At 70.0% G+C, this 23,653-nt stretch carries 18 protein-coding genes and 1 pseudogene; 7 read left to right on the forward strand and 12 right to left on the reverse strand.

The features are described from left to right. Positions 1 to 60: 60 nt before the first annotated feature. A complete protein-coding gene (locus tag ACYP53_RS31735; protein WP_459649975.1) occupies positions 61 to 861 on the forward strand; it encodes a HEAT repeat domain-containing protein in 801 nt (266 codons plus the stop codon). 82 nt (positions 862 to 943) lie between these two features. Here the strand turns inward: ACYP53_RS31735 and ACYP53_RS31740 are convergent, their stop codons facing one another. Next, a complete protein-coding gene (locus ACYP53_RS31740; protein WP_189921768.1) occupies positions 944 to 1,309 on the reverse strand; it encodes a hypothetical protein in 366 nt (121 codons plus the stop codon). Between the two features lie 284 nt (positions 1,310 to 1,593). Between ACYP53_RS31740 and ACYP53_RS31745 the strand changes: the two genes are divergently transcribed. Next, positions 1,594 to 1,863, forward strand: a complete 270-nt coding sequence (locus ACYP53_RS31745; RefSeq protein WP_189921769.1) for a GlsB/YeaQ/YmgE family stress response membrane protein — start codon at positions 1,594 to 1,596, stop codon at positions 1,861 to 1,863. A 75-nt stretch (positions 1,864 to 1,938) separates the two neighbouring features. Here ACYP53_RS31745 and ACYP53_RS31750 read toward each other — a convergent pair whose 3' ends face one another. Continuing rightward, on the reverse strand, positions 1,939 to 3,819 hold the full coding sequence (locus ACYP53_RS31750) for an APC family permease (RefSeq protein ID WP_459649976.1): 1,881 nt from the start codon (positions 3,817 to 3,819) through the stop codon (positions 1,939 to 1,941). Positions 3,820 to 4,293: 474 nt separating this feature from the next. On the opposite strand from ACYP53_RS31750, the gene ACYP53_RS31755 reads away from it, so the two are divergent. Continuing rightward, on the forward strand, positions 4,294 to 5,877 hold the full coding sequence (locus ACYP53_RS31755; RefSeq protein ID WP_459649977.1) for a N,N-dimethylformamidase beta subunit family domain-containing protein: 1,584 nt from the start codon (positions 4,294 to 4,296) through the stop codon (positions 5,875 to 5,877). Between the two features lie 37 nt (positions 5,878 to 5,914). Here ACYP53_RS31755 and ACYP53_RS31760 read toward each other — a convergent pair whose 3' ends face one another. Next, positions 5,915 to 6,775 carry a hypothetical protein gene (locus ACYP53_RS31760; protein WP_459649978.1) on the reverse strand — a complete coding sequence of 287 codons (861 nt, stop codon included), beginning with the start codon at positions 6,773 to 6,775 and terminating at the stop codon, positions 5,915 to 5,917. 203 nt (positions 6,776 to 6,978) lie between these two features. Between ACYP53_RS31760 and ACYP53_RS31765 the strand changes: the two genes are divergently transcribed. From ACYP53_RS31765 to ACYP53_RS31780, 4 genes are all read left to right on the forward strand, one after another. Continuing rightward, positions 6,979 to 7,713 carry a polyprenol monophosphomannose synthase gene (locus ACYP53_RS31765; protein ID WP_189921777.1) on the forward strand — a complete coding sequence of 245 codons (735 nt, stop codon included), beginning with the start codon at positions 6,979 to 6,981 and terminating at the stop codon, positions 7,711 to 7,713. A 145-nt stretch (positions 7,714 to 7,858) separates the two neighbouring features. Beyond that, complete coding sequence (locus ACYP53_RS31770) at positions 7,859 to 9,121, forward strand: FUSC family protein (protein WP_189921779.1); 1,263 nt, start codon at positions 7,859 to 7,861, stop codon at positions 9,119 to 9,121. 282 nt (positions 9,122 to 9,403) lie between these two features. Beyond that, positions 9,404 to 12,529 carry a SpaA isopeptide-forming pilin-related protein gene (locus tag ACYP53_RS31775; protein WP_459649979.1) on the forward strand — a complete coding sequence of 1,042 codons (3,126 nt, stop codon included), beginning with the start codon at positions 9,404 to 9,406 and terminating at the stop codon, positions 12,527 to 12,529. A 145-nt stretch (positions 12,530 to 12,674) separates the two neighbouring features. Further along, on the forward strand, positions 12,675 to 13,439 hold the full coding sequence (locus ACYP53_RS31780) for a hypothetical protein (protein ID WP_459649980.1): 765 nt from the start codon (positions 12,675 to 12,677) through the stop codon (positions 13,437 to 13,439). Positions 13,440 to 13,462: 23 nt separating this feature from the next. On the opposite strand, the pseudogene ACYP53_RS31785 reads toward ACYP53_RS31780, so the two are convergent. The 9 genes and pseudogenes from ACYP53_RS31785 to ACYP53_RS31825 all read right to left on the reverse strand — a co-directional run. Continuing rightward, a pseudogene (locus ACYP53_RS31785) lies at positions 13,463 to 13,706 on the reverse strand (integrase core domain-containing protein); the annotation flags it as partial. An 87-nt stretch (positions 13,707 to 13,793) separates the two neighbouring features. Then, positions 13,794 to 14,249, reverse strand: a complete 456-nt coding sequence (locus ACYP53_RS31790; protein WP_459649981.1) for an SRPBCC family protein — start codon at positions 14,247 to 14,249, stop codon at positions 13,794 to 13,796. Positions 14,250 to 14,253: 4 nt separating this feature from the next. Next, the gene (locus ACYP53_RS31795; RefSeq protein ID WP_459649982.1) at positions 14,254 to 14,727 is read right to left on the reverse strand and encodes a VOC family protein; all 474 of its coding nucleotides are present in this window, start codon (positions 14,725 to 14,727) and stop codon (positions 14,254 to 14,256) included. A gap of 148 nt (positions 14,728 to 14,875) precedes the next feature. Beyond that, a complete protein-coding gene (locus tag ACYP53_RS31800) occupies positions 14,876 to 16,888 on the reverse strand; it encodes a phosphocholine-specific phospholipase C (RefSeq protein WP_459649983.1) in 2,013 nt (670 codons plus the stop codon). A 14-nt stretch (positions 16,889 to 16,902) separates the two neighbouring features. Then, positions 16,903 to 18,339, reverse strand: a complete 1,437-nt coding sequence (locus ACYP53_RS31805; protein WP_459649984.1) for an endonuclease/exonuclease/phosphatase family protein — start codon at positions 18,337 to 18,339, stop codon at positions 16,903 to 16,905. A gap of 375 nt (positions 18,340 to 18,714) precedes the next feature. After that, positions 18,715 to 18,981 carry a metal-sensitive transcriptional regulator gene (locus tag ACYP53_RS31810; protein ID WP_189921792.1) on the reverse strand — a complete coding sequence of 89 codons (267 nt, stop codon included), beginning with the start codon at positions 18,979 to 18,981 and terminating at the stop codon, positions 18,715 to 18,717. A gap of 129 nt (positions 18,982 to 19,110) precedes the next feature. Then, positions 19,111 to 19,458 (reverse strand): PRC-barrel domain-containing protein, encoded by a 348-nt coding sequence (locus ACYP53_RS31815; RefSeq protein ID WP_189922009.1) that lies wholly within the window; start codon positions 19,456 to 19,458, stop codon positions 19,111 to 19,113. Positions 19,459 to 20,547: 1,089 nt separating this feature from the next. Then, positions 20,548 to 21,213 (reverse strand): hypothetical protein, encoded by a 666-nt coding sequence (locus ACYP53_RS31820; RefSeq protein ID WP_459649985.1) that lies wholly within the window; start codon positions 21,211 to 21,213, stop codon positions 20,548 to 20,550. Between the two features lie 88 nt (positions 21,214 to 21,301). Continuing rightward, positions 21,302 to 23,602 carry a hypothetical protein gene (locus ACYP53_RS31825; RefSeq protein ID WP_459649986.1) on the reverse strand — a complete coding sequence of 767 codons (2,301 nt, stop codon included), beginning with the start codon at positions 23,600 to 23,602 and terminating at the stop codon, positions 21,302 to 21,304. Positions 23,603 to 23,653 lie beyond the last annotated feature (51 nt).

The following is a 23,653-nucleotide window of genomic DNA, read 5'->3' on the forward strand; positions in this document are numbered from 1 at the left end:
CACCCGGCTCGCGGAAAACCACTCGGAGCGGCACCCGCCCGCTCGCTACCATCGCGCCCCATGGCGATGTTCGTGCACCTCACCGCCGCGGCCAACGCGCCGCGCATCCGCCGCGCCGGGATCCGGGCCGACAGCCGGGGCCAGGCCGCGGCGCGCGGACTCTACTGCTTCCCCGTGCTGCCCTCGTACACGCTCACCCACCAATGGCTGCGCGAGCTGGCCCGGTTCGGACCCAAGGGCTCCCTGGTCGCGGTGCACGTCCGGCTGGACGACCGGCAGGAGGTCCTGACCGGCCACTACCGCGACCGGGCCCGGAGCGAGCAGCAGCGGGTGTCCGCCGCCGAGGCGGTCCGGCGGATCGGCGCGCTGCCCGACCCGCGCGGCTGGGAGGTCTTCCTCCCGCGCGCGGTGGGCGCCCGCGAGGTGCACCGGATCCGCGCCGTGCCGCAGGTCGCCGGCTGGCGCTACCGGCCGGACGCCCACGGGACCCGGCCCTGCACCTGCTACGGCTGCCGAATCCGCGGCGAGTACGGCGGCCGCCGCCTGCGCGAGCGCCACCCGCACCCGCTGGACGGCCCGCCGCCGCCCGTCCCGGTCCTGCTCGCCCGGATCGAGGCGGCCGGCGACCCCGGCGACCCGGTGGAGCTGCGGGCCGCCCTGCACTGGTTCGGGATGCGCCGCCGCGGCCCGGTGGACGCCCTGGCGCGGCTGGCCGCCCACCCGGACCCTACGGTGCGGGAGGAGCTGGTCTGGGCCGTCGGGCCCTGGTCCACCCCGGGCGTCGCCGAACTGCTGGACGGCCTCGCGGAGGATCCGCACCCGGATGTCCGCGAGGCCGTCCAGGCGGTCCGGGACCGCTGAGGCCCCGTCCGCCGTCAGCCGTGCGGCGGCGTCAGCCGTGCGGCGGCGTCAGCCGTGCGGCGGCGTCAGGCGTGCGCCGCCGTCAGGAGACGCGCTTCAGCTGCCAGGAGTTGTTGTTGAGGCTCGGCACCGAGGAGTACTGACAGCCGGCGCTGAAGAAGCTGCTGACGATGGTCCAGCCGGCCGGGGGCCAGGTGGAGGCGCAGGCGTTGACGGTGGTGCCGACCGGGTAGCCGGTGAGCAGCATGACCTTCTTGGTGTTCGGGTTGAAGCCGGAGCCGCAGCCGCCGCTGTTCCACCACTGGACGTCGACGTAGCCGCCCGGGGTCAGCGAGGAGGAGCACATGGTGCTGGTGTCACCGGGCGCGGCCTGGGCCGTGCCCATGGTCAGGGTGAGGGCGGCGGCGGCAGCGCCGATGGTCAGAGCGGCGGCGCGAAGGCGTATCACGGGGGCGGGCTCCTCTCGGTGACGCGGCACCTCCGCGTCACCGCCCATTCCTATCCGTGCCGCCGCTCGGACGTACAGGGACTTTCCAGCCCCGCCGACGGCGCGTTCTCGCCCTTGCCCCTCCCCCTCCGACCCCTCCGAGGCGGCCCCGTCGTCGCACCGTGACCTGCGGCGGCGCCCGCCGACGTGCCCCTCCGGCCGTACCGGGTGATCATGGGACGAACCGCGTCTTCGGCGATTCGGCGCCCCGGTAGGCTCCGGCGGCGCCCGGAAGGTGGACTGCGATGTTCCAGCTCCTGTGGATTCTGCTCATCGGCTTCGTGCTGGGCGTGCTGGCCAAGCTGATCCTGCGCGGACCGCAGTCGATCCCCTGGTGGCTGACCATGCTGCTCGGCGCCGCCGGGGCCTGGCTCGGCAACGCCGCCGCCGGCTGGATCGGCGTGCGCCACACCTCGGGCGTCGACTGGATCCGCCACCTCCTCCAAATCGGCTTCGCCGTCGCCCTGGTGGCCTTCGTCGCCCCCGCCTGGGGCAGGTCCCGCCAGAACCGCTGACCCGGCGCCGGCCCGGATCGTCAGTGCCGGGTGCAGGACTCCCGCCTGCTGACGGCCGCTCCCGCGGCCACCCGCTCAGCCCACGTGGACGGCCGGGCGGCGGGAGCGGTCCGGCTCGGCCTCGCGGAGCACTTCGCGTGTCACCGGTGCGATCTCCCCCTGCCCGAACAGGAAGAAGCGCAGGAACTGGGCGAAGGGGTTGCCCTCGGTCCACTCGAAGTAGATGTGCGGCTGCTGCCCGGTCAGGTCGCGCACCTGCAGCAGCAGCGCGGCCAGCGCGTTGGGCACGCTGGAGCTCTGCAGTGACAGCACCCGGTAGCGGTCGTGCAGCACCTCGCCGCGCACGGTCAGTTCGGCCTCGAAGTCGGAGGGGTCGAGCACGGTGACCTCGACGAAGACGAGGTCGTCCTCGGCCGGGATGTCGTTGTCGGTGCGGATCTGGCGGATCTTGTCGCGGTACTCGGCGAGGTCCCGGCTGTTCGGTTCGTTGGCGATCAGCCGCAGCGGGCGGTGCGTGTAGTCCCGGACGAACCGCTCCGCGACGTCGTCCAGCACGACGTCGGTGACGCGCAGTTCGAAGGCCCGCTTGAGCCGGGAGAGGAAGGAGACCAGCATGATGCCCGCGATGAAGCAGGCGCCGATCTTGACGCCGTCGGGCCGCTCGGCGATGTTGACCGCCGTGGTGTAGAGGAACACCGCCGCGATCACCGCGAAGCCGGCCCGCCAACGGCGCTGCCCGGCCTTGTGCGCGGCGATGGTGACGGCGATCGCGGCGGAGCTGATCAGCACCAGCACGCCGGTCGCGTACGCGCCGCCCTGGGCGTCCACGTTGGCGTCGAAGATCCAGGTGACCAGGAAGGCGATCAGGGTGAGGACGATGACGGTGGGCCGCACGGCGCGGGCCCAGTGCGGGGCCATGCCGTAGCGGGGGAGGTAGCGGGGCATCAGGTTGAGCAGTCCGGCCATCGCGGAGGCGCCGGCGAACCAGAGGATGGCGATCGTGGACAGGTCGTAGACGGAACCGAAGGTGCTGCCGAGGTTCTCGTGGGCGAGGAAGGCGAGCGCGCGCCCGTTGGCCTCGCCGCCCTTCTTGAAGGCGTCGGCGGGGATGAGCAGCGTGGTGATGAAGCTGGTGGCGATCAGGAAGCAGCTCATGATCACGGCGGCGGTGGTGAGCAGCTTGCGGGCGCCCCGGATGCGGCCGGTGGGCTTCTCCTCGGTGTCGTCGGGGTCGCCCTCGATGTGCGGCATCACGGCGACGCCGGTCTCGAAGCCCGAGAGGCCGAGCGCGAGTTTGGGGAAGACGATCAGCGCGACGCCGACCATGGCGATCACGTTGCCGTGCTCCCTGGTGAGCGCGTCGGTCCAGTCGCTGAACACGTGCGGGGCCCTGAGCACGTTCCAGAGGCCGTCGACCACCACCACGACGTTCAGCGCGAGGTAGACCGCGACCAGCACGACGGCCAGGCCGATCGCCTCGCCGAAGCCCTTGAGGAACACCCCGCCGAGCAGCGCGATCATGATCAGGGTCAGCAGGACCTCCTTGCCGGTCAGCGCGCTGTGCAGGTGCGGGTTCTCCACCAGGTGCGCGCTGGCGTCGGCGGCCGACAGGGTGATGGTGATCATGAAGTCGGTGGCCGCGAACCCCAGCAGGGTGAGCACGAAGAGCTTGCCCTGCCAGAACGACAGCAGCCGCTCCAGCATCGCGATCGAGCCCTCGCCGTGCGGGCTCTCCTGGGCGACCCGCCGGTAGACCGGGAGTGCGCCGAGCAGGGTGACGACCACCAGCACGATGGTCGCCAGCGGCGAGACCAGACCGGCCGCGAGGGCGGCGATGCCGGGCTGGTAACCGAGCGTGGAGAAGTAGTCGAGGCCGGTGAGGCACATGACCCGCCACCAGCGCTGGCCCTTGACGTGGGGTGCCTGGGCGTGCGGGCCGGGGTGCTGCTTGGCCATGTCCGCGAGGCCTTCGAGCATCCACGCCCGGAACCGCCCACCCCGGGTCCGGGACGGCACCCCCGGTTCGGCCGAACCCGACGAGACCACGTACACCCCTGTCCACGACTGGGCCGCCCGCGTACGGGCCCGGACCCCCGGTGGCCGCCGGACGGCGGGCCCGGCCAGGCTAGGTGGCCCGGTCATCGCCGCCCGGCAGCGCGCGGGCCGACACGCCAGGGGTGCGCCCGTACGGCCGTCCCGGGTGGCGGAGGAGGGCTGGAGGTGCCCGGCGGCCCGGCGCGTTGGGTGGTACGCGCTCCCCGCACGTATGAGGATGTCCCCTCATATTGACGCAGTAGGTTGACGAACCTGATCGAGCCGAACCGCATCGAACCCGGCCTGACCAGCCCGGACCAGCCCGGGTCGGCACAGGTCGGCACCGATACGGCACAGGTCAGCACTGGCAGAGCTGCGAACACGAAGGAGGCCGCGGTGGCGGAACCGAGTCGGCGGAGGATCCTCGGCCTGGGCCTGATGGCGGCCGCCGCCACCTCCTGCGGCCCCCGCCACCCGGACGCGGCAGCCGCTCCGAACCCCTCCGGCGCCCGGCCCGCCGCCCCCGGCCCGGGCGGCGCCACCACCGCCGGACCCACCAAGCCGGCCGGCGACCCGACCCACGAGCAGACCCTGCCCGGCACCCCCGGCTGGGAGATCACCGACCCCGGTCCGGACTCCGCCATCGAGGGCTTCGCCGACCGGGTCAGCGTCCTGCCCGGCGAGTCCTTCGGGCTGCACGTCTCCACCCCCGCCGCCGCCTTCACCGTCTCCGCCTACCGGATGGGCTGGTACGGCGGCGTCCGCGCCCGACTGGTCTGGCGCCGCGAGCACGTCCCCGGCGGCAAGCAGCCCGCGCCGCACGTCGACCCGGGGACCCGTACCGTGCTGACCGGCTGGCAGCGCACGCTCGCCGTGGACACCGCCGACTGGCCCGAGGGCGCCTACCTGCTGCGCCTGGACGCCGAGGACGGCACCGGCCGCCGCTACGTCCCGCTCACCGTCCGCTCGGCCACCACCGCCGGGCGGACCGTGGTCATGAGCGCCCCCGCGACCTGGCAGGCCTACAACGAGTGGGGCGGCTACAGCCTGTACAACGGCCCGACCGGCGGCCTGGCCACCCGTTCGCTGAAGGTCGTCTTCGACCGGCCGTACGACTACGACCACGGCGCCGGGCTGTTCCTGGTGTACGAGGCGCCGCTGGTCGCCCTGGTCGAGCGGCTGGGGCTGCCGGTCGCGTACACCACCGGCATCGACGTCGCCCGCGAGCCCGGACTGCTGGACGGGGCGACCACCGTGGTGTCGCTGGGCCACGACGAGTACTGGTCGCCCGAGCAGCGCGCCCGGGTGACCGCGGCCCGGGACGCGGGGACCAACCTGGCGATCCTGGGCGCCAACTGCTGCTTCCGCCGGGTCCGCTTCGAGCCGACCGACCTCGGCCCGGACCGCACGGTGGTCTGCTACAAGGACGCCTGGGCGCAGGACCCCGGGTACCGGGCGGGCGCCCCGGCGACCACCGACTTCCGGGCCGGCCCGGGCGCGGACCCGGAGAGCTCGATGCTCGGGGTGATCTACGACGGCTACCCGGTGGACGCGCCGTACGTGGTCCGCTCCCCCGGGCACTGGGTCTTCGAGGGGACGGGCGTCGCGGCGGGGGCGTCCTTCCCCCACCTGGTCGGCGTCGAGTACGACCGGGTGAACACCGCCTTCCCCACCCCGCGCCCGATCGAGGTGATCGCCCACTCTCCGGTGGTCTGCGAGGGCCGCCGCTCCCACGCCGACACCGCCTACTACACGGTGCCCAGCGGCGCCGGGGTCTTCGCCTCCGGCACGATGCGCTGGGTCGAGACCCTGGACGCCCAAGGCCCCGGCGGCGGCAAGGCCGACCACGGCATCGACGCCGCCGCCGGGGACCTGGTCCGCCGGGCCACCGAGAACGTCCTGCGCACCTTCGCCGCCGGCCCGGCCGGCCGCACCCACCCGGCGCAGGACAACCTCGCCGACGTCTACGGCCCGGGGTAGCGGGGCCGGCTCAGCCGGCCGTCAGCGGCGGGGCGCCTCAGTTCGCGGTCAGCGGAGCGGCGAAGGTCTCGGCCGGGCCGAAGTCCGTGTAGTGGTCCTTCGTCACGACCGCCTTCCCGGCGACCACCATCGACTGCTCACCCCGGACGACCCGTCCGAACCGGTCGATCCACAGGTGGCAGTCCACCGCCTCGACGCCCTTGCTCCGCATCTGCTGGGCGTTCGCCGGATCCGCGCGGAGCACCTGGTCCGCCGAGAGCCGGGCGGCCAGGTGGAACACCGGCACCGCGCCGTCGGTCTCCATGCCCTTGCGGGCGGTGGGTCCGGCGCCCAGCAGGAGCTCGGCGTAGGCCGCGGACCGGTCCGCGTCCGCGTCGGCGCCCGCCCCCGTGCCCGGCTCCCTCGTCCACCGGGTCTCACCCTTCGCCTTGTCCCGGAGGTAGGAGACGCCGTCCACGGTCAGCGTCTCCATCCAGTTCACGACCAGCGAGCCGCCGGCGACAGTCTTCCCCTCGGTGCGGGCGCCACGGGCCGGGGTGTTGTAGTTCAGCCGGCCCGTGACGGTGATCAGCACCTGCTCGTCGCCCGTACCGGCCCGGGTGGTCATCTCGACGGTCGCGGCGTACGGCTCCTTCGAGCGGTGCGCCATCGCGACCGCCGGGTCGAACGCACCGGAGGCATCGGCCGGCGCACCGGAGGCCGCGGCGGCCGTCGTGGCGGCCGTCGCCGTGGGCGCTCCGGAGACCGTCGCGGCGGTGGCCGGCGCGGCGGCCGACGCCGTGGACGCCCCGACGGCTGCGGGCGCCGGGCCGGACCGTTCCGGTCCGCAGCCCGTGACGGCGGTCAGTGCGAGGGCCAGGGCGGCGACGGGCAGGGCGGTGGTACGGCGGATTCGCAAGGAGGTTCTCCGGTCTGTGTTCGGGACGGCGGTAGCCTGCCACACCGGTCCATCGCGATCGAACGGAGTCCCGGCCCCCGGCCTGGGCAAGAGGCGACCCACCGCCCCGATACACTCACACGGTCCAACCAACGCAGGTCGTCCAGGCAAACCGACCGGTGCGGCCCGGGTGCCGACCGGCGAGGGTTACGAGGAAACAGAACATGGTCGAGGCCTCCCCCAAGGTCGTTGTGGTCGTCCCCACCTACAACGAGCGGGAGAACCTCCCGGTCCTCGCGGGCCTGCTCGCGGAGCTCCCGGTGCCGAACCTGCACCTGCTGGTGGTCGACGACAACTCGCCCGACGGCACCGGCGAGGTCGCGGACAAGCTCGCCGCGGACTCCGGCGGCACCGTCGGCGTGCTGCACCGCACCGAGAAGAACGGCCTCGGCCGCGCCTACCTGGCCGGCATGGCCCGCGCCCTGGACGAGGGCGCCGACATCGTCGTCCAGATGGACGCCGACCTCTCGCACCCCTCCTCGGCGATACCCGAGATGGTGCGGACCCTCCTGGCCGACGACACCGCCGTGGTGCTCGGCTCCCGCTACGTCCCCGGCGGCTCGACCGCCGCCGAGTGGCCCTGGCACCGCAAGGCGCTCTCCGCCTGGGCCAACCTCTACGTCAACACCATCCTCGGCCTGGGCGTCCGGGACGCCACCGCCGGGTTCAAGGCCTGGCGGGCGGCCACCCTGCGCGCCATCGACCTGCCGACCGTGCAGAGCAACGGCTACTCGTTCCAGGTCGAGATGAACTACCGGGTGGTCAAGCGGGGCATGACCATCCGCGAGGTGCCGATCCGCTTCGAGGAGCGGATCGAGGGCGCCTCCAAGATGAGCATGGGGGTGCAGGTCGAGTCCGCCCTGGCCCCGTGGAAGCTCCGCTTCAACCGCGACAACTGACCCGCGCCGGAGGGCGGCGCCGGGGAGCGGGGACCGGCGTCGGCGAGCGGCGGGCGGCGGCGACCGGCCGCACCGAGGGGTTCGTACGGGTGCCGGAGCCGCCCGGGACCGGTGTGAAGGGCGGCTGCGGGGAAAGAAGGCCGACATGGTCCTTCTCCCGGAGTCACTCACGGCCCTGATCCGCCGCAGCGCCCGAGAACCCTTCGTGGTCCAGACCGTCCGGGCCACCGTCGCGGCCACCATCTCCTACGCGGTGGCGACGCGGCTCAGCAGCGAGCCCGCCCCGCTCACCGCGCCGCTGACCGCGCTGCTCGTCGTCCAGGTCACCGTCTACTCGACGCTCAAGACCAGCGTCCGCCGGGTCAACTCGGTGGTCGTCGGGGTGCTGATCGCGATCGGCTTCAGCGCCGTGGTCGGGCTCTCCTGGTGGAGCCTGGGCCTCATCATCCTGGCCTCACTGGTCGTCGGCCGGTTCGTCCGGGTCGAGGAGTTCGTCCAGGAGGTCGCGATCAGCGCGATGCTGATCCTGGGCGTCACCAAACTGGCCTCGCAGGCCTGGGACCGGGTGCTGGAGACGCTCATCGGCGCCGCCGTCGGGCTGCTGTTCAACCTGCTGTTCGCGCCGCCGGTCTGGGTGGACACCGCCGGGGAGTCGATCGAGGACCTCGCCCGGCGGGCCCGCCAGCTGCTGCTCGACATCGCCGAGGAACTGGGCCGCCCCACCCCCGTCGCCCGGGCCGCCGAGCGGCTGCACGAGGCCCGCCGGCTGGACCAGGCAATCGCCGAGGTGGACGCGGCCCTGCGGCAGGCCGAGGACAGCCTGCGGTTCAACCCCCGGATCAGCGAGGGGCTGCTGTCCCGGCTGGTGCTGCGCACCGGGCTGGACACCCTGGAGATCTGCGTCGTGGTGATCCGGGTGCTGGCCCGCTCGCTGACCGACCTGGCCAAGAAGCGCGGGCCCGAGGAGCGGCTCTTCCCACCCGACGTCGCGGTCGGCCTGGAGGAGCTGCTGGACCACGTCGGCGGGGCGATGGTGAGCTTCGCGGTGCTGGTGACCACCCAGGTGAGCCGTAGCGCCGAGGAGGCGGAGACCCGGCTGACCGCCGAGCTGGCGGCCGCCTGGGTCTGCCGGGAGAACGTCGCCCAGATGCTGCTGCGCGAGGTGCGGGAGCACCCGGAGGCCTGGCAGCTGCACGGTTCGATACTGGCCGAGGTGGACCGGATCCTGGACGAGCTGGACCTGGAGCACCGCAGCCGGCGCCTGATGGAGGAGCTGGACCGGGCCTCGGTGGCGAACCGGGAACGGTTCGCGCGGTTCGCCGGTCTGCGGCGGTTCCTGCGCGGCGAGCGGGGGCGCGACCGGAGCCGGACGGGACCGGGGCGCCCGGCGGCGGAGGCCGGGCGCTAGGTACGTCCGATGAACTCCCATTCCGATTGCGTCAGTTGCACTCGCGTCACACAGAACGGTCTACCGGATCAGGAGCTGCCGTGAGGGCGATTCCCGCAGATTGATCACAACCGAATACGCGCCCTAGCGCGCTCCGGAACGAGGCTTCAGCACCATTCACGTCTGCGGTGAGGAAATCATTCCTACCATCCCCCGAAGGTCCGAACGATCAACATATCGGCCAAGTGACTGAATGCCGAACACGTCAACGGCGATTCGCCACCGATCAATCCCGTCACGCGGATGCAGGACGCCAAGATGCCGCCTGGTGCTTTCCCCCACGAAAGGCGGCGCGACACGGTGTTCGACTTCTATCGATCCCTCGGGCCTGAGCCGCCCCGCGGTAGACCACCCACCCGGCGGCGGACGGCCGCGGCGGCGGCCACCGTCCTGGCCCTCTGCGGCGGCTACCTCTCGGCGCTCGTCCACACCGCGGGCGCGCAGCCCGGGGACGGTTCGGTGACGGTGCGGGTGGTCCGCAAGGTCACGGCGGACGGCGTCTGGCAGGGAGCGGCGCTGGAGCCCGGCATGTCCGGCGTCACCGTCGACCTCACCGACGACGCCGGGACGACGATCAGCGGGCGGACGGCCGCCGACGGCACGGTGACCCTGAACGCCGGGACGAGCGGCCTGACGGGCGGCCGGTACCGGGTCCAGGTCCTCAACCCGAAGCCGGGCATCCTGTTCTCGGCCTTCGCGGACCGGACGGGCCCGGCCGGGGCGCCGAACCGCCTCAGCAGCACCGAGGAATTCGTCGACCTCTCCGGGGGGAAAAGCGTTTCCTACACCACGGGTCTGTGGAATCCGGGTGACTACTGCCAGAAGAACGCGCCACTGGTCACCGCGTGCGTGCGCGGCGACGTGGCACCGGCCGAGGCGGGCACGACGCGGACGCTGGTGTCGTTCCCATACAACGCGCGCGGTGTCGACAATCAGACGACCGATATCGCCACCAAGGCGCAGACGGGCGCCTTGTACGGCATCGGGTACGGCAAACAGAAGAAGTGGGTCTTCAGCGGCGCCCACGCGCACCGCGCCTCGGGGTACGGCCCGTCCGGGCCGGGCGCGGTCTACCTCACCGATCGCGCGACCAACACGACGACCTTGTTCACCACCGTCCCCGACGCCGGTACCACGGTGCACGATTTCAAGACGGACATGGACCTGGGCTTCGCACCCGCTGTGGCCAAGGAGTCGCTGGGGGACGTGGAGGTGTCGGAGGACGGCACCGATCTCTTCGTGGTCAACCTGAACGACCGGAAGCTGTACCGGTACGACGCGACGAACAAGACCGCGTCCACGCCGAAGGCCAGCTACGACATCCCCGGCCCGGACCGCCCGTGCCCCGCCGCAGGCGACTGGCGGCCCTACGGCCTGGGAGTCCAGGACGGCGTCGTGTACGTGGGCGGTGTCTGCTCGGGCGAGTCGAGCCAGAAGAAGTCGGACCTGCGTGCCGTCGTGCGGACGTTCGACCCGGCTGCGGGCACCTTCGGGCCGGTGATCGTGGACCAGGCGCTGGACTACCCCCGCTCGCGCTCCAACCGTGACTCCGTCTGCCCGGGGCCGGGCTGGTACCCGTGGCAGGACACGCTCCCCACCTCGCAGGACGGCACCGCCTCGTGCGGTGCGGGCAACATCGCCAATCCGGAGCCCATGCTCGCGGACATCGTGGTGGACACCGACGGCGCTCTGATCCTGAGCTTCCGCGACCGCTACACCGACCAGCTCGGAATGAACCAGCAGTTCAGGGCCGGCAGCGGCCTGCTGGCCTCGCCGGCCTCCGGCGGTGCCCTGAGCAGGGCGTGCCCCGGCGCGGACGGCCGGTTCGTGATGTTCGAGAACGGCGGCTGCGGAAACACCAGTACGACACGCGGGGGCGGGTTCTACGACCAGCACCGCACCGCTTACCACAACAACGCCCTGTACTCCGGCATCGCCCTGTCCAAGGTCGAGACCACGATCGCCAGTTCCGCTATCGACCCGACGGACGTCATCTTCACCGGCGGCACGGCCTGGACCAAGCGCGACGGCACCCGCGCCGACGGGCTCGGCAACCAGTTGACGACCACCTTCGGCAAGGGCGGCTCGATGGCCGACCTCGAGGTGCTGTGCGACGAGGCGCCGCTGCAGATCGGCAACCGGGTCTGGTACGACGTCAACAGGAACGGCGTCCAGGACCCGGGTGAGAAGCCGGTCGTCGGCGCCACCGTGCGGCTCTACGACGCCGGCAACACCGTCGTCGGCACGATGAGGACGACGACGCGCGGCGAGTACTACTTCGACGACGGCAACGTCACCGGCGGCCTGAAGCCGCACACCACGTACACGATCAGGGTGGACCTCCCGGCCGACTACGCCCCCGGCGGCCCGCTCCACCAGTGGACCGTCACCAAGGCGAACGCCGGCGGCAACGAGTTCGTCGACAACGACGGCGCCGTCCCGCCCGGCGGCACCTACCCCGAGATCGTCATCGCCACGGGCGGGCCTGGCGAGAACAACCACACCTACGACTTCGGGTTCCACCAGCCCGAGGGCAGCGTGAGCGTCACCAAGACCGACCCGCAGGGCAATCCGCTCGCCGGGGCCACCTTCCAACTCTGGAAGGAGACCAACGGCACCGGCGCCCTCCAGACCGGCGGCGCCACACCGGACACCAAGGTCGGCCAGCCGTGCACCACCGGCGCCGACGGCAGGTGCAGCGCCACCGTGGGTCTGGGCACCTACTACTGGCAGGAGACCAAGGCCCCCGACGGCTACCTCCTCCCGGACCAGCCCGTCTTCGGCCCGCTCGACCTCACCATGACCACCTACCAGGCCGGGGTGGGCACCACCGCGATCGACCGGCCCATGACCGGCCAGGTCTCGGCCCACAAGACCGACCCGCAGGGCAACTCCCTGGCGGGCGCGGTTTTCCAGCTGCTGCGGGACGACCGGACGACGCCCGTCGGGCCGCCCTGCACGACCGTCGCCGACGGCATCTGTTCCGTCACGGTGGGCCTCGGGACGTACTACTGGCAGGAGACCCAGGCACCCCCCGGGTTCCTCCTGCCGGTGCCGGCGGTGTTCGGGCCGCTCGTCCTCACCGCCGACAACTACCGGGCGGGCGTGAGCACCACGGCGGTTGACCACCCGTCGCCGTCCCCGACGCCCACCTCGACTCCGACACCCACCCCGACACCCACCCCGACTCCGACGCCCACCCCGTCGCCCTCACCCTCGCCGTCGGCGCCGCCCAAGCCGCCGCTGCCCAACACCGGTTCGGGCGCCGTGCAGTTCGGCATCCTCGGCACGATCCTCCTGCTCGGCGGCGGCGTCCTCGTCCTCGTCGGCCGCGAGCACCGGCGCAGCCGCCGGAATGGGAAGGCGTGATGCGATAACTCCTCGATGACACCTGCGGGGTGGGACGGGCCCGGGAGCCGGTCCCACCCCGCAGACGTGTCCGTCGAGTGAAGCAGCGGCCCCGGCACGGCCGCGCTGCTTGAACCGCGTCAGAGCAGCCGCTGAGCTGGTCCGCATGCCGCTGTCCGTGCCGTCCGCCCTCCGCTCCGGGCGGGTGCACTCCGCCGCCGCCCTCGCCGCCCTCGCGGCGGCCGGCGTCCTCCTCGCCCTGCCCGGGACGGACGCGGCCACGAGCCGGCCCGTCACCGGCGACGAGGCCACCCGGCTCGCCCTCTCCCGGCTCACGACGTACGAGGCCGGCCCGGCGATCGTCGACATCACCGTCCCGACCGGTGACGCCGTCACCCGGATCCACGGCCTCGTCGACTTCCGCATCCGGCGTGCCGTCGGCACCTACACGACGGACGGCGTCGGCGCGCCGGGAATGCTCGCCTGGGACCAGGGCGGTGTGGGCGTCGCCCCGGCCAGGCGACCCGCCACCCCGACCGCGGCCGGACTCGCTCGCGCGGCGGAGGAGACGACGCCGCCGGACTGGTCACCCCGCGCCTACACCACCGACCTGCTCGACACCGCGCTCCGCCTCACCATGGCCGTGGCCGCCGACCGCCCGGACAACGCCCAGCTCCTCGCCCAGTCCGGCGCCCGCTGGCTCCGCGACGAAGACCTGGCGGGGCACCGCTACGGCGTCTTCTCCGGCCCGGTGCCCCGCACGGCTTCCACCGGGGACTCGCACCTCACCTATTGGGTCGACGCCGACGGCGATCTCCGCCGCCTCCAACTCCGCGCCCCCGGCACCGACCGTCCGATCACCGTCGAGCTCACCGCCCGCCACGTCGACGCCCGCGTGCCGCAGGCGCCCTGGGGCACCGGCACTCCTTGACCGGTGCGCCGGTGCCCGGTGTTCTGCCCCGTGAGGATGGCGACGCGCCTGGCGGGTGGTTTGCCTGCGAGTGCGGCGTGTCCCGCGGTGGTGATCGTAGGCGTGGAGCCAGGCGGGGTAGGCGTCACCACGTTCCTGCTCGGTGCGGTAGGACCGGGCGTAGTCCCATTCGTCGAGCAGGGTGCGGTTGAAGCGTTCGACCATGCCGTTCGTTTGGGGCCGGCAAGGGCGGGTTCGCTTGTGGGTGATCCCGGCCGCCGGCCGGAAGAAGAACGGCAGCAGGGGCAGTGGGCCCGTCAGCCACGACGCAGAGCTCTACAAGGAGCACAACACTGTCGAGCGGGCATCAGGGCGTCAGGGCATCAGCCAGGGCTGCTGCGGGAGCGGGTGGCCGGTCTCCAGGTAGGTCTTGAGGTTGGAGAGCACCGCCGACCAGCCCTGCTCGGCCTCCGCCCGCTCGGCCTCGTCCGCGAGGTTCTCGTGGGTGACGGTGAGCCGGGTGAGGTCCTGCCAGCCGCTGATCTCGAAGGTGACCCGGGAGGGCCCGCCCGGACGCCGTTCCTGCGGCCCGGCCCAGGTGGTGACCAGCCGGTGCGGCCGGTCGGCGGCCTCGACGGTGCCGACGACGTCGGCGATCCCGGAGTCGTCGGTGCGCTGGTGCTCCCAGGGCGCGCCGGGCAGCCAGGTCGAGACGTTGCGGTGGCCCCAGTAGAGGCCCGACTCGTCGGCGTTGGTGAGCGCGTGCCAGACCCGCTCCGGGGTGGCCCGCAGGTAGACGACGGCGCGGTGGGTGTGGGCGTGGGCGGTCACGGCATCAGCCCGCAGCCGCATCGAGCAGGGGCTGGATCTCCAGTTTCTGCATCCGCAGCATGGTCGCCATCACGCGGTCGGCCCTGGCCCGGTCCTCGCCGCCGACCAGGTCGAGCAGGACGCGCGGCGTGATCTGCCAGGAGAACCCGTAGCGGTCCTTGAGCCAGCCGCAGGGCCCCGGCGCGCCGCCGTCGGCGGTGAGCTTGGCCCAGAGCTCGTCCACCTCGCGCTGGTCGTCGCACTCCACCTGCAGCGAGACGGCCTCGGTGAAGGTGAACTCGGGCCCGCCGTTGAGGGCGACGTACGGGCGGCCGGCGAGGACGAAGTCGACGGTCATGACCGAGCCGGGCACGCCGGGGCCGGCCTCGCCGTAGCGGGTGACGCGCGTGATGCGGGAGTCCGGGAAGAGCGAGGTGTAGAAGGCTGCGGCCTCTTCGGCCTGGTCGTCGAACCAGAGGAAGGTGCTGATGTTCTTCATGGCCCGACGGTAGCGGCGGGGTCCGACAGGAGCGCCGAGCCACGGCCGGGGGTCACCGGTTCGGCGCCCCCGGCCGGTTGACGGCACGTCGGTCGGTTGACGGCACGTCGGTCGGTCAGTTCGCGGTACTTGCGCGGTCAGCGCGGGGTCAGTGCACCCAGCCCGCGTAGCGCTGGGTGAAGCGCTGCCCGGTGTGGGCGGTGACGACGACGTCGTAGCGGCCCTGCTCGTCCAGCGGCCAGGTCAGGTCGACCTGCTTGCCGGGCTTGACCCAAGCGGTCCGCGCGGTGCCCGCGAAGTCGTTGGGCGCGGCGGTGAAGGCCACGTCGGTCATGCCGTCGTTGACCAGCTGGAGGGTGAGCCCGCGGCCGCGCAGGTCGGCGGTGACGATCGGCACGCCGATGTCGTTCTGGCCGTCCCGCCCGTCCCGGACGACGGTGCCGGCGAAGCGGCGGACGAAGCCGTCCGGGCCGTGGACGGTGAAGTCGTAGCGGCCGTCGGTGGTGGCGGCGTCCCAGACGTGGCGGGCGGTGGCGCCGGGGGCGACGGTGTACGGGGTGCCCGCGAAGGGGAGCACGATGTTCGGGTAGACGGTGTACGGGAACGCCACCGAACCGTCGTTGCTCATCGTGCAGACGACCTTGCCGGTCTTCCGGTCCACCTCCACGTCGGCCCACGGCTGGTAGGGCAGCGGGCGGTGCGGGCGCTCGCCGCGCTCCTGGACGGGCATCGACTGGGCGCCGGCCGCCGGCAGGGCGACCCCGGGCAGCTTGGTGCCCGCGTCGGCCCTGGCCATCAGGGCCTTGGTGTCGGGCAGCGCCGGGATCGAGTGGTCGGGCGCGGCGAAGTCGAAGCAGCTGGTGAGGTCACCGCAGACGGACCGGCGCCAGGCCGAGATGTTGGGCTCGGCCACACCGGTGACCAGCTCCATGAAGCGCAGCACCGAGGTGTGGTCGAACACCTGGGAGTCCACCCAACCGCCGCGCGACCAGGGGGAGATGACCCAGAGCGGGACGCGGTTGCCGAGGCCGATGGCCCGTCCGTGGGTGAACTCCTCGGGGGTGCCGGGCTCGGGGGTGGGCGGCACCATGTGGTCGAAGTAGCCGTCGTTCTCGTCGTACATCACCAGGAAGACGGTGTGCCGCCAGACGTCCGGGTTGGACATCAGCGACTGCAGCGCCTGGTCGACCCAGTGCGCGCCGTAGGCCGGTCCGGCCTCCGGGTGCTCGGAGAACAGGTAGGGCGCGACCAGCCAGGAGACGGTCGGCAGGGTGCCGTCCTTGCAGTGGCGGTCGAAGTCGGCCGGGTCGAACTTCGTCATCGCGTTGACGTAGCGCGGGTCGTCGTGCGGGAAGGCGTGGAACTGCTTGAAGTAGGAGAGCGCGTTGTCGTCGTAGTCGCCGGTGCGGTCGTCCTTGCTGGGGTTGTGGTAGACGCGCCAGCTGACGCCGGCCGCCTGCAGCCGCTCGGCGTAGGTGGTCCAGTCGGCCACCGGGTTGTCGGTGACCGGGGTGTTGTCGATCCACGGGCCGGTGGTGCCGTCGCGGCCGGGGCCGGCGGTGCCGGTCCACAGGTAGAGCCGGTTGGGGTCGGTGGGGCCGGCGAGGGAGGTGAAGTAGGCGTCGCAGACGGTGAACGCGTCGGCCAGGGCGTACTGGTAGGGGATGTCGTCCCGGGTGAAGTAGCCCATGGTGCGCTCACCCTTGGCGGCGATCCACTTGTTCATCGCGCCGTTGTTGATGGCCTGGTGGCCGGTCGCCCAGTCGTGCGGCAGGCCGCCGGCGTTCTGCGCGTTGTACTTGGCGGTGTCCATCCGGTACGGCAGCATCACGCCGCCGTCGCCGCGCCGGCTGTCGGGCTGGCGGAACACGTCGGCGCCGTCCGGGAACTGGAGCGCCTGCTTGTCCCCGAAGCCGCGGACTCCGGCGAGGGTGCCGAAGTAGTGGTCGAAGGAACGGTTCTCCTGCATCAGGACGACGACGTGCTTGACGTCCTTGACGGTCCCGGTGAGCCGGTCGGACCCGGCGGTTGCGGGGGCGGCCCCGGAGGAGGCGGACCCGGCGGGCGCGGCCTCGGCCGGGGCGGCGGCCAGACCGGTCAGGGCGGTGGCGCCGACCGCCGCGGTGGCGCCGACGAAGGTGCGGCGGGAGAGCTCGGACATCACGAACTGGCCTCTCAGAGCTGGAAGGTGGCGACGGCGGCAGCGGTGTCGGAGGGCCACTCGTTGGCGGCGGCGTTCGGCTCGGACTGCGGCCAGTCCGCGACCAGGGTGTGCGCCTCGACCAGCTTCAGCGGGCCGGCGTACTGGACGTAGTCGATCCGGTCCTGCGGCTCCGGCCGGTCGCCGCGCCGCTTGCGGGTCGGCGACCAGGTGGCGCCGGGGGCCTCGGCCGGGTCGCGGTACTCCTCGCGGAAGGCGTCGGTCAGCCCGGCGGCCTCCAGGGCCACGGTGACCGGCCACTCCAGCGGGCCGACGCCGCCGTGCGCGGCGGCGGTGGCGGCCGTCCAGTCCCGGTGGGACGGCGAGGAGAGCGCACCGCCCAGGACGAGCGGGAGCCCCCGCGCGAGGTCCGCGCGCACGGCGGCGGCCAGCGCCCTGGCCTGCTTCAGCCGGAGCGAGCCGTTCTCGGCGGCCAGCACCTGGGCGGCGGAGCCACCGTCCTGGACGGCGTACGGGCCGTAGCCGGTCTCGTCCAGGTGTGTGGCCCAGAAGCGGACCGCGCGGCCGCCGGGCAGCTGCAGGGTGGCCGCGGCGGCGGGCAGGTCGGCGGTCGGCGGGGTGACGTCGGCGAGCGGGTGGCGGCTGAGGATGCCGACGCTGCCCGGGCTCTGGTAGGCGTACCAGCCGAGGGCGTCCGCGAGCGTCCGAGCCCGCTCCCCCGCCGTCTCCTGGAGCGCGAGCACGTCCAGGCCCTGGGCGAGGACCACCCGCAGCTGCTTCTCCAGCGCGTCGGTGTACGAGGCGCCCGCGTCGTGCAGGTTCCAGCTCGCGGCCTTGAGCCGCGGCGGCGCCGCCGGGTCGACCACGGGGACCAGGACGGTGACGGTGTCGGTGGCGCCCGCGCTGTCCTTGACGCCCACCACGACCACCTCGGGGGTCTTCCCGGGCTTCGCGGGGGCGGTGCCGCCGAGCGTGCCGTCCGCGCCGACGGAGGCCCAGGCCGGGCCACCGACCTTGCGGTAGGAGGCCGACCCGGGCGCGTTGCCGGCCGGGCGGGACCAGAGGCCGCCGAGCTTGATCCGCACGGTGGCGCCGGGGGCGACGGGCGTGGCGGTGAAGGCGTCGACGGCGGCGTGCGGGCGGACCACGGCCGGCTTGGGGCGGAAGGCGAACGGCTCGGTCCGGGCGAGGACGCCGTAGCCGTCCTTGGCCAGCAGGTAGGCGGTGTACGGGCCGCCGGTCAGCGCGGAGGTGTCGAGCTGGACGTCGCCGGCCGCACCCGGGGTGTACTTCCAGAGCAGCGAGGAGCCGGTGCCGGGCTGGCGGCTGCCGTCGTAGACGCCGACCCAGTTCTTGGCGTCGGGGGCGTCGGTGCTCCAGTGGAAGGTGAGGCGGTCGCCTTCGGTCGGGTCGGAGGAGGTGGTGATGGTCAGGGCGCTGCCTGCGGCCACGGTTGTCCTGTCCGCCGCCCGGCGGCCGGGACCGCCGGGGGACGGTTCGCCGGGGCCGGGTACGGCTGGTCACGGAGGCTGGGAGGGAGGGTGCGCGCAGTTGGCTGTACGGCCGGGTGGCTGCGCGGCACGGTCGGCCGTACAGCGCAGTTGGCTGTACAACTGCGGGCGGCCTCATTCATCCGAAGGACGGCGACCTGCACGTGAACGACGCATGACGGATCGTCGGGCGGCGCGGGAACATCCATGGGGACGCGATGAGGGCCGCGACGGATGAACCGTCACGGCCCTCGTGGACGTGTATGTGGGGCGCTCGCGTTGTTGCCCTCGCCCTCGCTCCCGCCGGCTCGGGCGTCCCTCCGCCCGCGCGGGTGGTCAGGCCAGGGCGAGGAACAGCTTCTCCAGCTCCGCCTCGCTCATCGGCGCGGAGTCCTCGTCGGCAGCGGCCAGGCACTGCCGCATCCCGCTGGCGACGATCTTGAACCCGGCCCGGTCGAGCGCGCGCGACACGGCGGCGAGCTGGGTGACCACGTCCTTGCAGTCCCGGCCCGCCTCGATCATCGCGATCACCCCGGCCAACTGGCCCTGGGCGCGACGCAGCCGGTTCAGGACCGCGCCGACCGATTCCTCGTCCACCTGCATGCCGGGGCCGCCTTTCGCATCGACTGTCGATGGACAAGTGTACCCGGCGGGGTATTCATTCCCGGGCGGTCGAGGGCCGCACCGGCCCCGCCCGCCGGCTCCCCGCACCGTCCCCTCGGCACCGGACCCTCAGCGGCGGGCCAGCCGCCGTTCGCCACCGGCACCGGTCGCGTACGGAAGCTCGTAGTACGCGAACACGGCGGGTTCGTCCCCGGCGGGCAGGATGTCGTCGGTCCCGATCGCCGGAGCCTGCTTGACCTGGTTCTTCGAGTACGCCACCCGGACGTAGTCCGGCCCGGCCACGGCACCGACGAGCGGGACGAACACCAGGCGGCGGCGACCGGCCAAGCCGACCGTGACCGTCGCGAAGAACGCCTCGTCGCTGGCCGTCTCGACGTAGACCGACTCCAGCGAGCCGATCCGGTGCCCCTTCTCGTCGACCACCGCGTGGCCACGCCACTCGCGGATGTCCGCCATTGCTATCGCCACGGCCCGGACCTCCCGTCGCCGGATGCTCCACTGCCCCGCTCGTTCCACCGCCCCGACCTCCCATCCTGCGCCGGGATGGACGACGACGCGCGGCGAGCCGGCGGAGGCGTGCGCACTCGGCCGTGCGCCCGGACCCGCACGGTACGACGAATAGGACATACGGGGGTGACCCGCCCAACCGGCACCAGCGCCGTGACCTGGCCTTTAAGCTGTGCGCCAGCAAGGCCGTGAGTAGATCATCAGACTATTACCGGCAGAGTTTCCGGGGCGAAGGGGCAGCAGCCGTGGCGTACGAGTCCATGTGGGAGACCGGCGGGGCCGTGGCCGCGGCCGACCTCCGGCCCGACATCCCCCACCCGGCCCGGATATACGACTACTACCTCGGCAGGTACTTCCTCTGATAGTAGTTTACCGAATCCGCGCGGCAGCCAAACCTCCCCGCAGCCCATTTTCGCAGGTCAGCCACCCTTTTCCTAGATCAACCAGCCGGGCCGGCGGGGCGCCCCACGAGGTGGCGGGAAGCTTTGGGCGGGGTCCTGCCGGTGGTGGGGTCGGGCATGCCCGGGGGGCCGTAAGCTTGCGCGGCTCGGTCAGGGCTGTTGGGCCTGACCGCAATGTGGCCGAGTGGCCCCCCGGACTTGCCCGACGCGGGCCCCGCCAGCGGCGGGTGCGTAAAGCTTCCCGCCACCGGCCCGCACCGTCGCGCGGCAGCCAAATAGCCTGGAGTCCAGCGCGACACGGCGACCCCCATTGAAAGGTCGACGACTGCGTCCCTTCGTCCTCCACGCGAGCGCTACGCAAATTAGCATCCTCTCGAATCATCGCCGCAAATTCGACGCTTCCACCTTTCGGCCTCCGGTCGACTGCTGCCGCATTTTGGGCAGTTATGTAGGCCATGAAGCTTGCATCGCCTTTTCCCTATTGGCGTGTTTGCAGTAATTATTATTCCAAGCGCTACGGCACCACCTAGGACTCCTGCCAGAATCTTACGAACCTTCGGCGAAGGAAACTCTTTCTCAGACATCCAGTCCCGATTCCTCGGACGACCCAGGTAAATACGCCTTCGAGGTTTCATTGCTAAGTTGAACCATCACCGCCATCCTTCATAGCAGCATTCATCCCGCCCACACAGGATTCCTGACCTGGCTGGTCCTCTCGAAACTTCCACCACGCAACTACCACCCAAGCAACCTCCCCGATTGCCGCAGCAAACGCTAGCCACATCGCCGTCCATCTCAGGTCAGCATCGACAGGCGGAACCGCCACCGCATCTACCCCATGGCCATACTTAACCGGTGGTGCAACAGTAAACCCGACACCGACAGCTAGAATCACTATTCCGGCCCGATAGAACGCCGAAGCCCACGACTTCCAAGAGTTCCACTTTCCATAATCGGACACCTGCTCTTGCACCAGGTTTTGTTCAACAAATTCGGCCCATGGCCCTGGCCGCCAACCCTGAAGGTCTCTCACAGAGTAGAGATAGCCTTTAGCCCAGAATCCACATTGCAGACTTGCGACTAGAAAAATTGCAGCCGCGACAAGACAGACTAAGGCCCAGCCGGGCCACCTGAAGGCGTCTGAGGCCTGACAAACGACACCGGTCAACACAATCGAGAAGCCAGCCAACAGAGGGGCTGCCACGCCCGTCACCTGCTCGTAAGCGCCACCCAAGCCGGGCGGAGTTGGATACTCCCAGATCTTCAACTCGCCTTCATCTCGATTAACTGAATTCTCGCTCACGCGACTCAACTCCTTAGAATCAAAGCATGAGAATCTCGCCGCAACCCGTCATAAGCGGCTAGCCATGTTCACTAGTCAAGACAGGACTTCAGCGTCGCACCTTTATGTCGCACGTAAACCACTTCTTGTCTCCCGAACCATTATTTGGGGTGTCGTCATTTATCCCTAGGAACAATCGTCCAGGCGGACCGACATAGAGGATAGAATATGTCTCACCGACAAAGAACGGCCCGCCGTCTCCTATTCTTCCAGTTAGAGCATACGGATGACTCCCAGGAACCGGGAATTTAAGATCATTGTCGAGAACGCTTAGACCATTCGGACCATTGTCCCCCACGAACAAGACTCCTGCCCAAATTTTTCCAGACGCTGATATTTCTATCTCGTCTTCTGGCTGGATATCTATCCCGGTGTCGACTTCACGAGTAGCTTCAGTCACCTTGACGGTGACTGGAGTCCCCCCAGCGATAACCTTATCTTTGGACGGTTTCAAAATGGGGGCCGGCTCGTCCGACTTCCCAAATATGCTCGAACCAAAGAGGGTGACATCGCCAAGCTCTATACCGTCGCCAAAAATATCCTCTTTGGGCAGAATAAAGGAACTGTCTTGAAGGACATCCCGGGGGACAGTCGGATCGAGAAATCTAAGGTCATTAGAGGGCGGCTCGGGAAATTCAATATCACTACCTACAGGATTTCCACTCTCTTCCTGGCGCTTAGAATGTAGCCACGCCAACGCCAGCGCCGCCATGTAATTTAGGGCAGGTCTGTAGATCTCGTCAACGCACTGGTCACTATCTTGCAGTCGATGGTCACCTTTCCAGGTGGCTTGAATTTTGTCATGCCAACGATTGAGCAGGGACACGAGACGCCGCTCTTCTTCACTCCCCGCCCCTAGAACAACCGCTACAGCGCTTGCAAATGGGCTAGCCCCGTACCCGTCGACGTCCCTTCCCGAATCCTCGGTCATTTTCTCAGAATCTAGCTCTGGTCGCCTACTCCGCTCCCGAAGGAACCTAATGTAAGCCGTCGAGACCACGCCATCTGTGTCATCCAAGGCAGTTAGCGCAACGAATGGGGGAAAATAGTCAGGCCAACCGAAACTCATCTTCCCGCTAAGAAGCATCCATAGGCGGAACCGCGCCTCCTGGGGGAGTTGCTTCAGCAGATAAGCGAGTGCGAAGTCACCCTGTTCTCCCTCAGTCACATCGAAGCATTCCCGATGAACATAGAGTATTGCAGCACGAGCCAAGAGCGTTGGAGATATTATTGCATTTAGCGCAGCTTGCTGCCCCCCTAGGACTCCACTCACTGCTCCTGCAGCCGCAAGAAAACCAGTAGTAAATGGACTGACAAAGAGTGCAAGATTTAAAAGGCCTCCTGCTATCGTCGCATTGAGAAGGGGGCCTTTAAGGCTATCCCAGACCTTGGCCTTATCCAACGCTCCCTCGAAACTAACGCGGGGGCTATAAACGGAGGCGGGTTGATCAGTAATTCGTTCGAACACTCGCTGCCATGGGAATTCCAGAGCCGGCAGTACGCCACTCGCACCTCGGGCTGTGAATCCACCGCATGGACGAACTAGCAGGTAGCCATGTTCGGCCAAATACTCGCCGAGCCACCGCGCCTGCTCCTGCACTTCACTCTTGATATCCTGATCGTCAACCAACCTGTATACCGAATCATATCCGCATATCAGGCCGACGATCTCGTCCATTGATGGTTCCCATGCTCGATAGAGCTCAAGAGATCGATCACGCCCTCTTCGGTAAGCTTCTTGCCGCCCTTTAGTCATCCGCCCAAGTTCTCGGTCGCGGATATTTCGCGTGTAATTCGGGTGCTCCAACGGCGTGCAGTAGAGATACGAGCGACGGTCCTGCGCGAGCAAGAACTCGTAATTGTAGCGGATCCTTGACTTTCCATCCGAGTTTCGAGCGACCACCCAAAGGTCGGACGTTACAGGATCCCATCGGATTGGGTAGCCTTGAAAGGGTTTATCAAACTTGTATAGTGAACCGATTGAGTCAAGTGCACACTTGATAATTGGCGCAACTTCGACCCGGCCGAGATAGTGCTCAACAGACAGGCAAATAAGCATCTGACTGGAAAACATCAGTGGATTTTCACGCTGATGCTTGGCAATTCTCCAGCGCTCTTTCTTCTGCAGTTCGTCAGTCGCCAAAAGATCGGAAGCTGACCCATAGGACGACGGCCGAATTCTCGGGGTGCTTGCATTATCCGGAGGCGCCTCCGGCTCACTGAGATCACCAAGCAAATTGAACAGCGACAAATAATTGGTTCGGAAGTACCGACCAAGGGCAAAATGTCGACTTAATAGACTCGCTCGCAAATCTCCATAGAGAGCTGCCAGATCGGCCGAGGTTGCCATCTAGACCACCAGCCATTGAATGACTACAGATTCCTATGGTCCCACCATGCC

This window comes from Kitasatospora sp. Ki12 (genome assembly GCF_054601375.1).

What these genes read in the sequence shown, in the direction of transcription:
- ACYP53_RS31735 (WP_459649975.1), top strand. Translation starts at nt 61, where the DNA reads ATGGCGATGTTCGTGCACCTCACCGCCGCGGCCAACGCGCCGCGCATC.
- ACYP53_RS31745 (WP_189921769.1), top strand. Translation starts at nt 1,594, where the DNA reads ATGTTCCAGCTCCTGTGGATTCTGCTCATCGGCTTCGTGCTGGGCGTG.
- ACYP53_RS31750 (WP_459649976.1), bottom strand. Translation starts at nt 3,819, where the DNA reads ATGGCCAAGCAGCACCCCGGCCCGCACGCCCAGGCACCCCACGTCAAG.
- ACYP53_RS31765 (WP_189921777.1), top strand. Translation starts at nt 6,979, where the DNA reads ATGGTCGAGGCCTCCCCCAAGGTCGTTGTGGTCGTCCCCACCTACAAC.
- ACYP53_RS31770 (WP_189921779.1), top strand. Translation starts at nt 7,859, where the DNA reads ATGGTCCTTCTCCCGGAGTCACTCACGGCCCTGATCCGCCGCAGCGCC.
- ACYP53_RS31775 (WP_459649979.1), top strand. Translation starts at nt 9,404, where the DNA reads ATGCAGGACGCCAAGATGCCGCCTGGTGCTTTCCCCCACGAAAGGCGG.
- ACYP53_RS31780 (WP_459649980.1), top strand. Translation starts at nt 12,675, where the DNA reads ATGCCGCTGTCCGTGCCGTCCGCCCTCCGCTCCGGGCGGGTGCACTCC.
- ACYP53_RS31795 (WP_459649982.1), bottom strand. Translation starts at nt 14,727, where the DNA reads ATGAAGAACATCAGCACCTTCCTCTGGTTCGACGACCAGGCCGAAGAG.
- ACYP53_RS31800 (WP_459649983.1), bottom strand. Translation starts at nt 16,888, where the DNA reads ATGTCCGAGCTCTCCCGCCGCACCTTCGTCGGCGCCACCGCGGCGGTC.
- ACYP53_RS31810 (WP_189921792.1), bottom strand. Translation starts at nt 18,981, where the DNA reads ATGCAGGTGGACGAGGAATCGGTCGGCGCGGTCCTGAACCGGCTGCGT.
- ACYP53_RS31815 (WP_189922009.1), bottom strand. Translation starts at nt 19,458, where the DNA reads ATGGCGGACATCCGCGAGTGGCGTGGCCACGCGGTGGTCGACGAGAAG.
- ACYP53_RS31825 (WP_459649986.1), bottom strand. Translation starts at nt 23,602, where the DNA reads ATGGCAACCTCGGCCGATCTGGCAGCTCTCTATGGAGATTTGCGAGCG.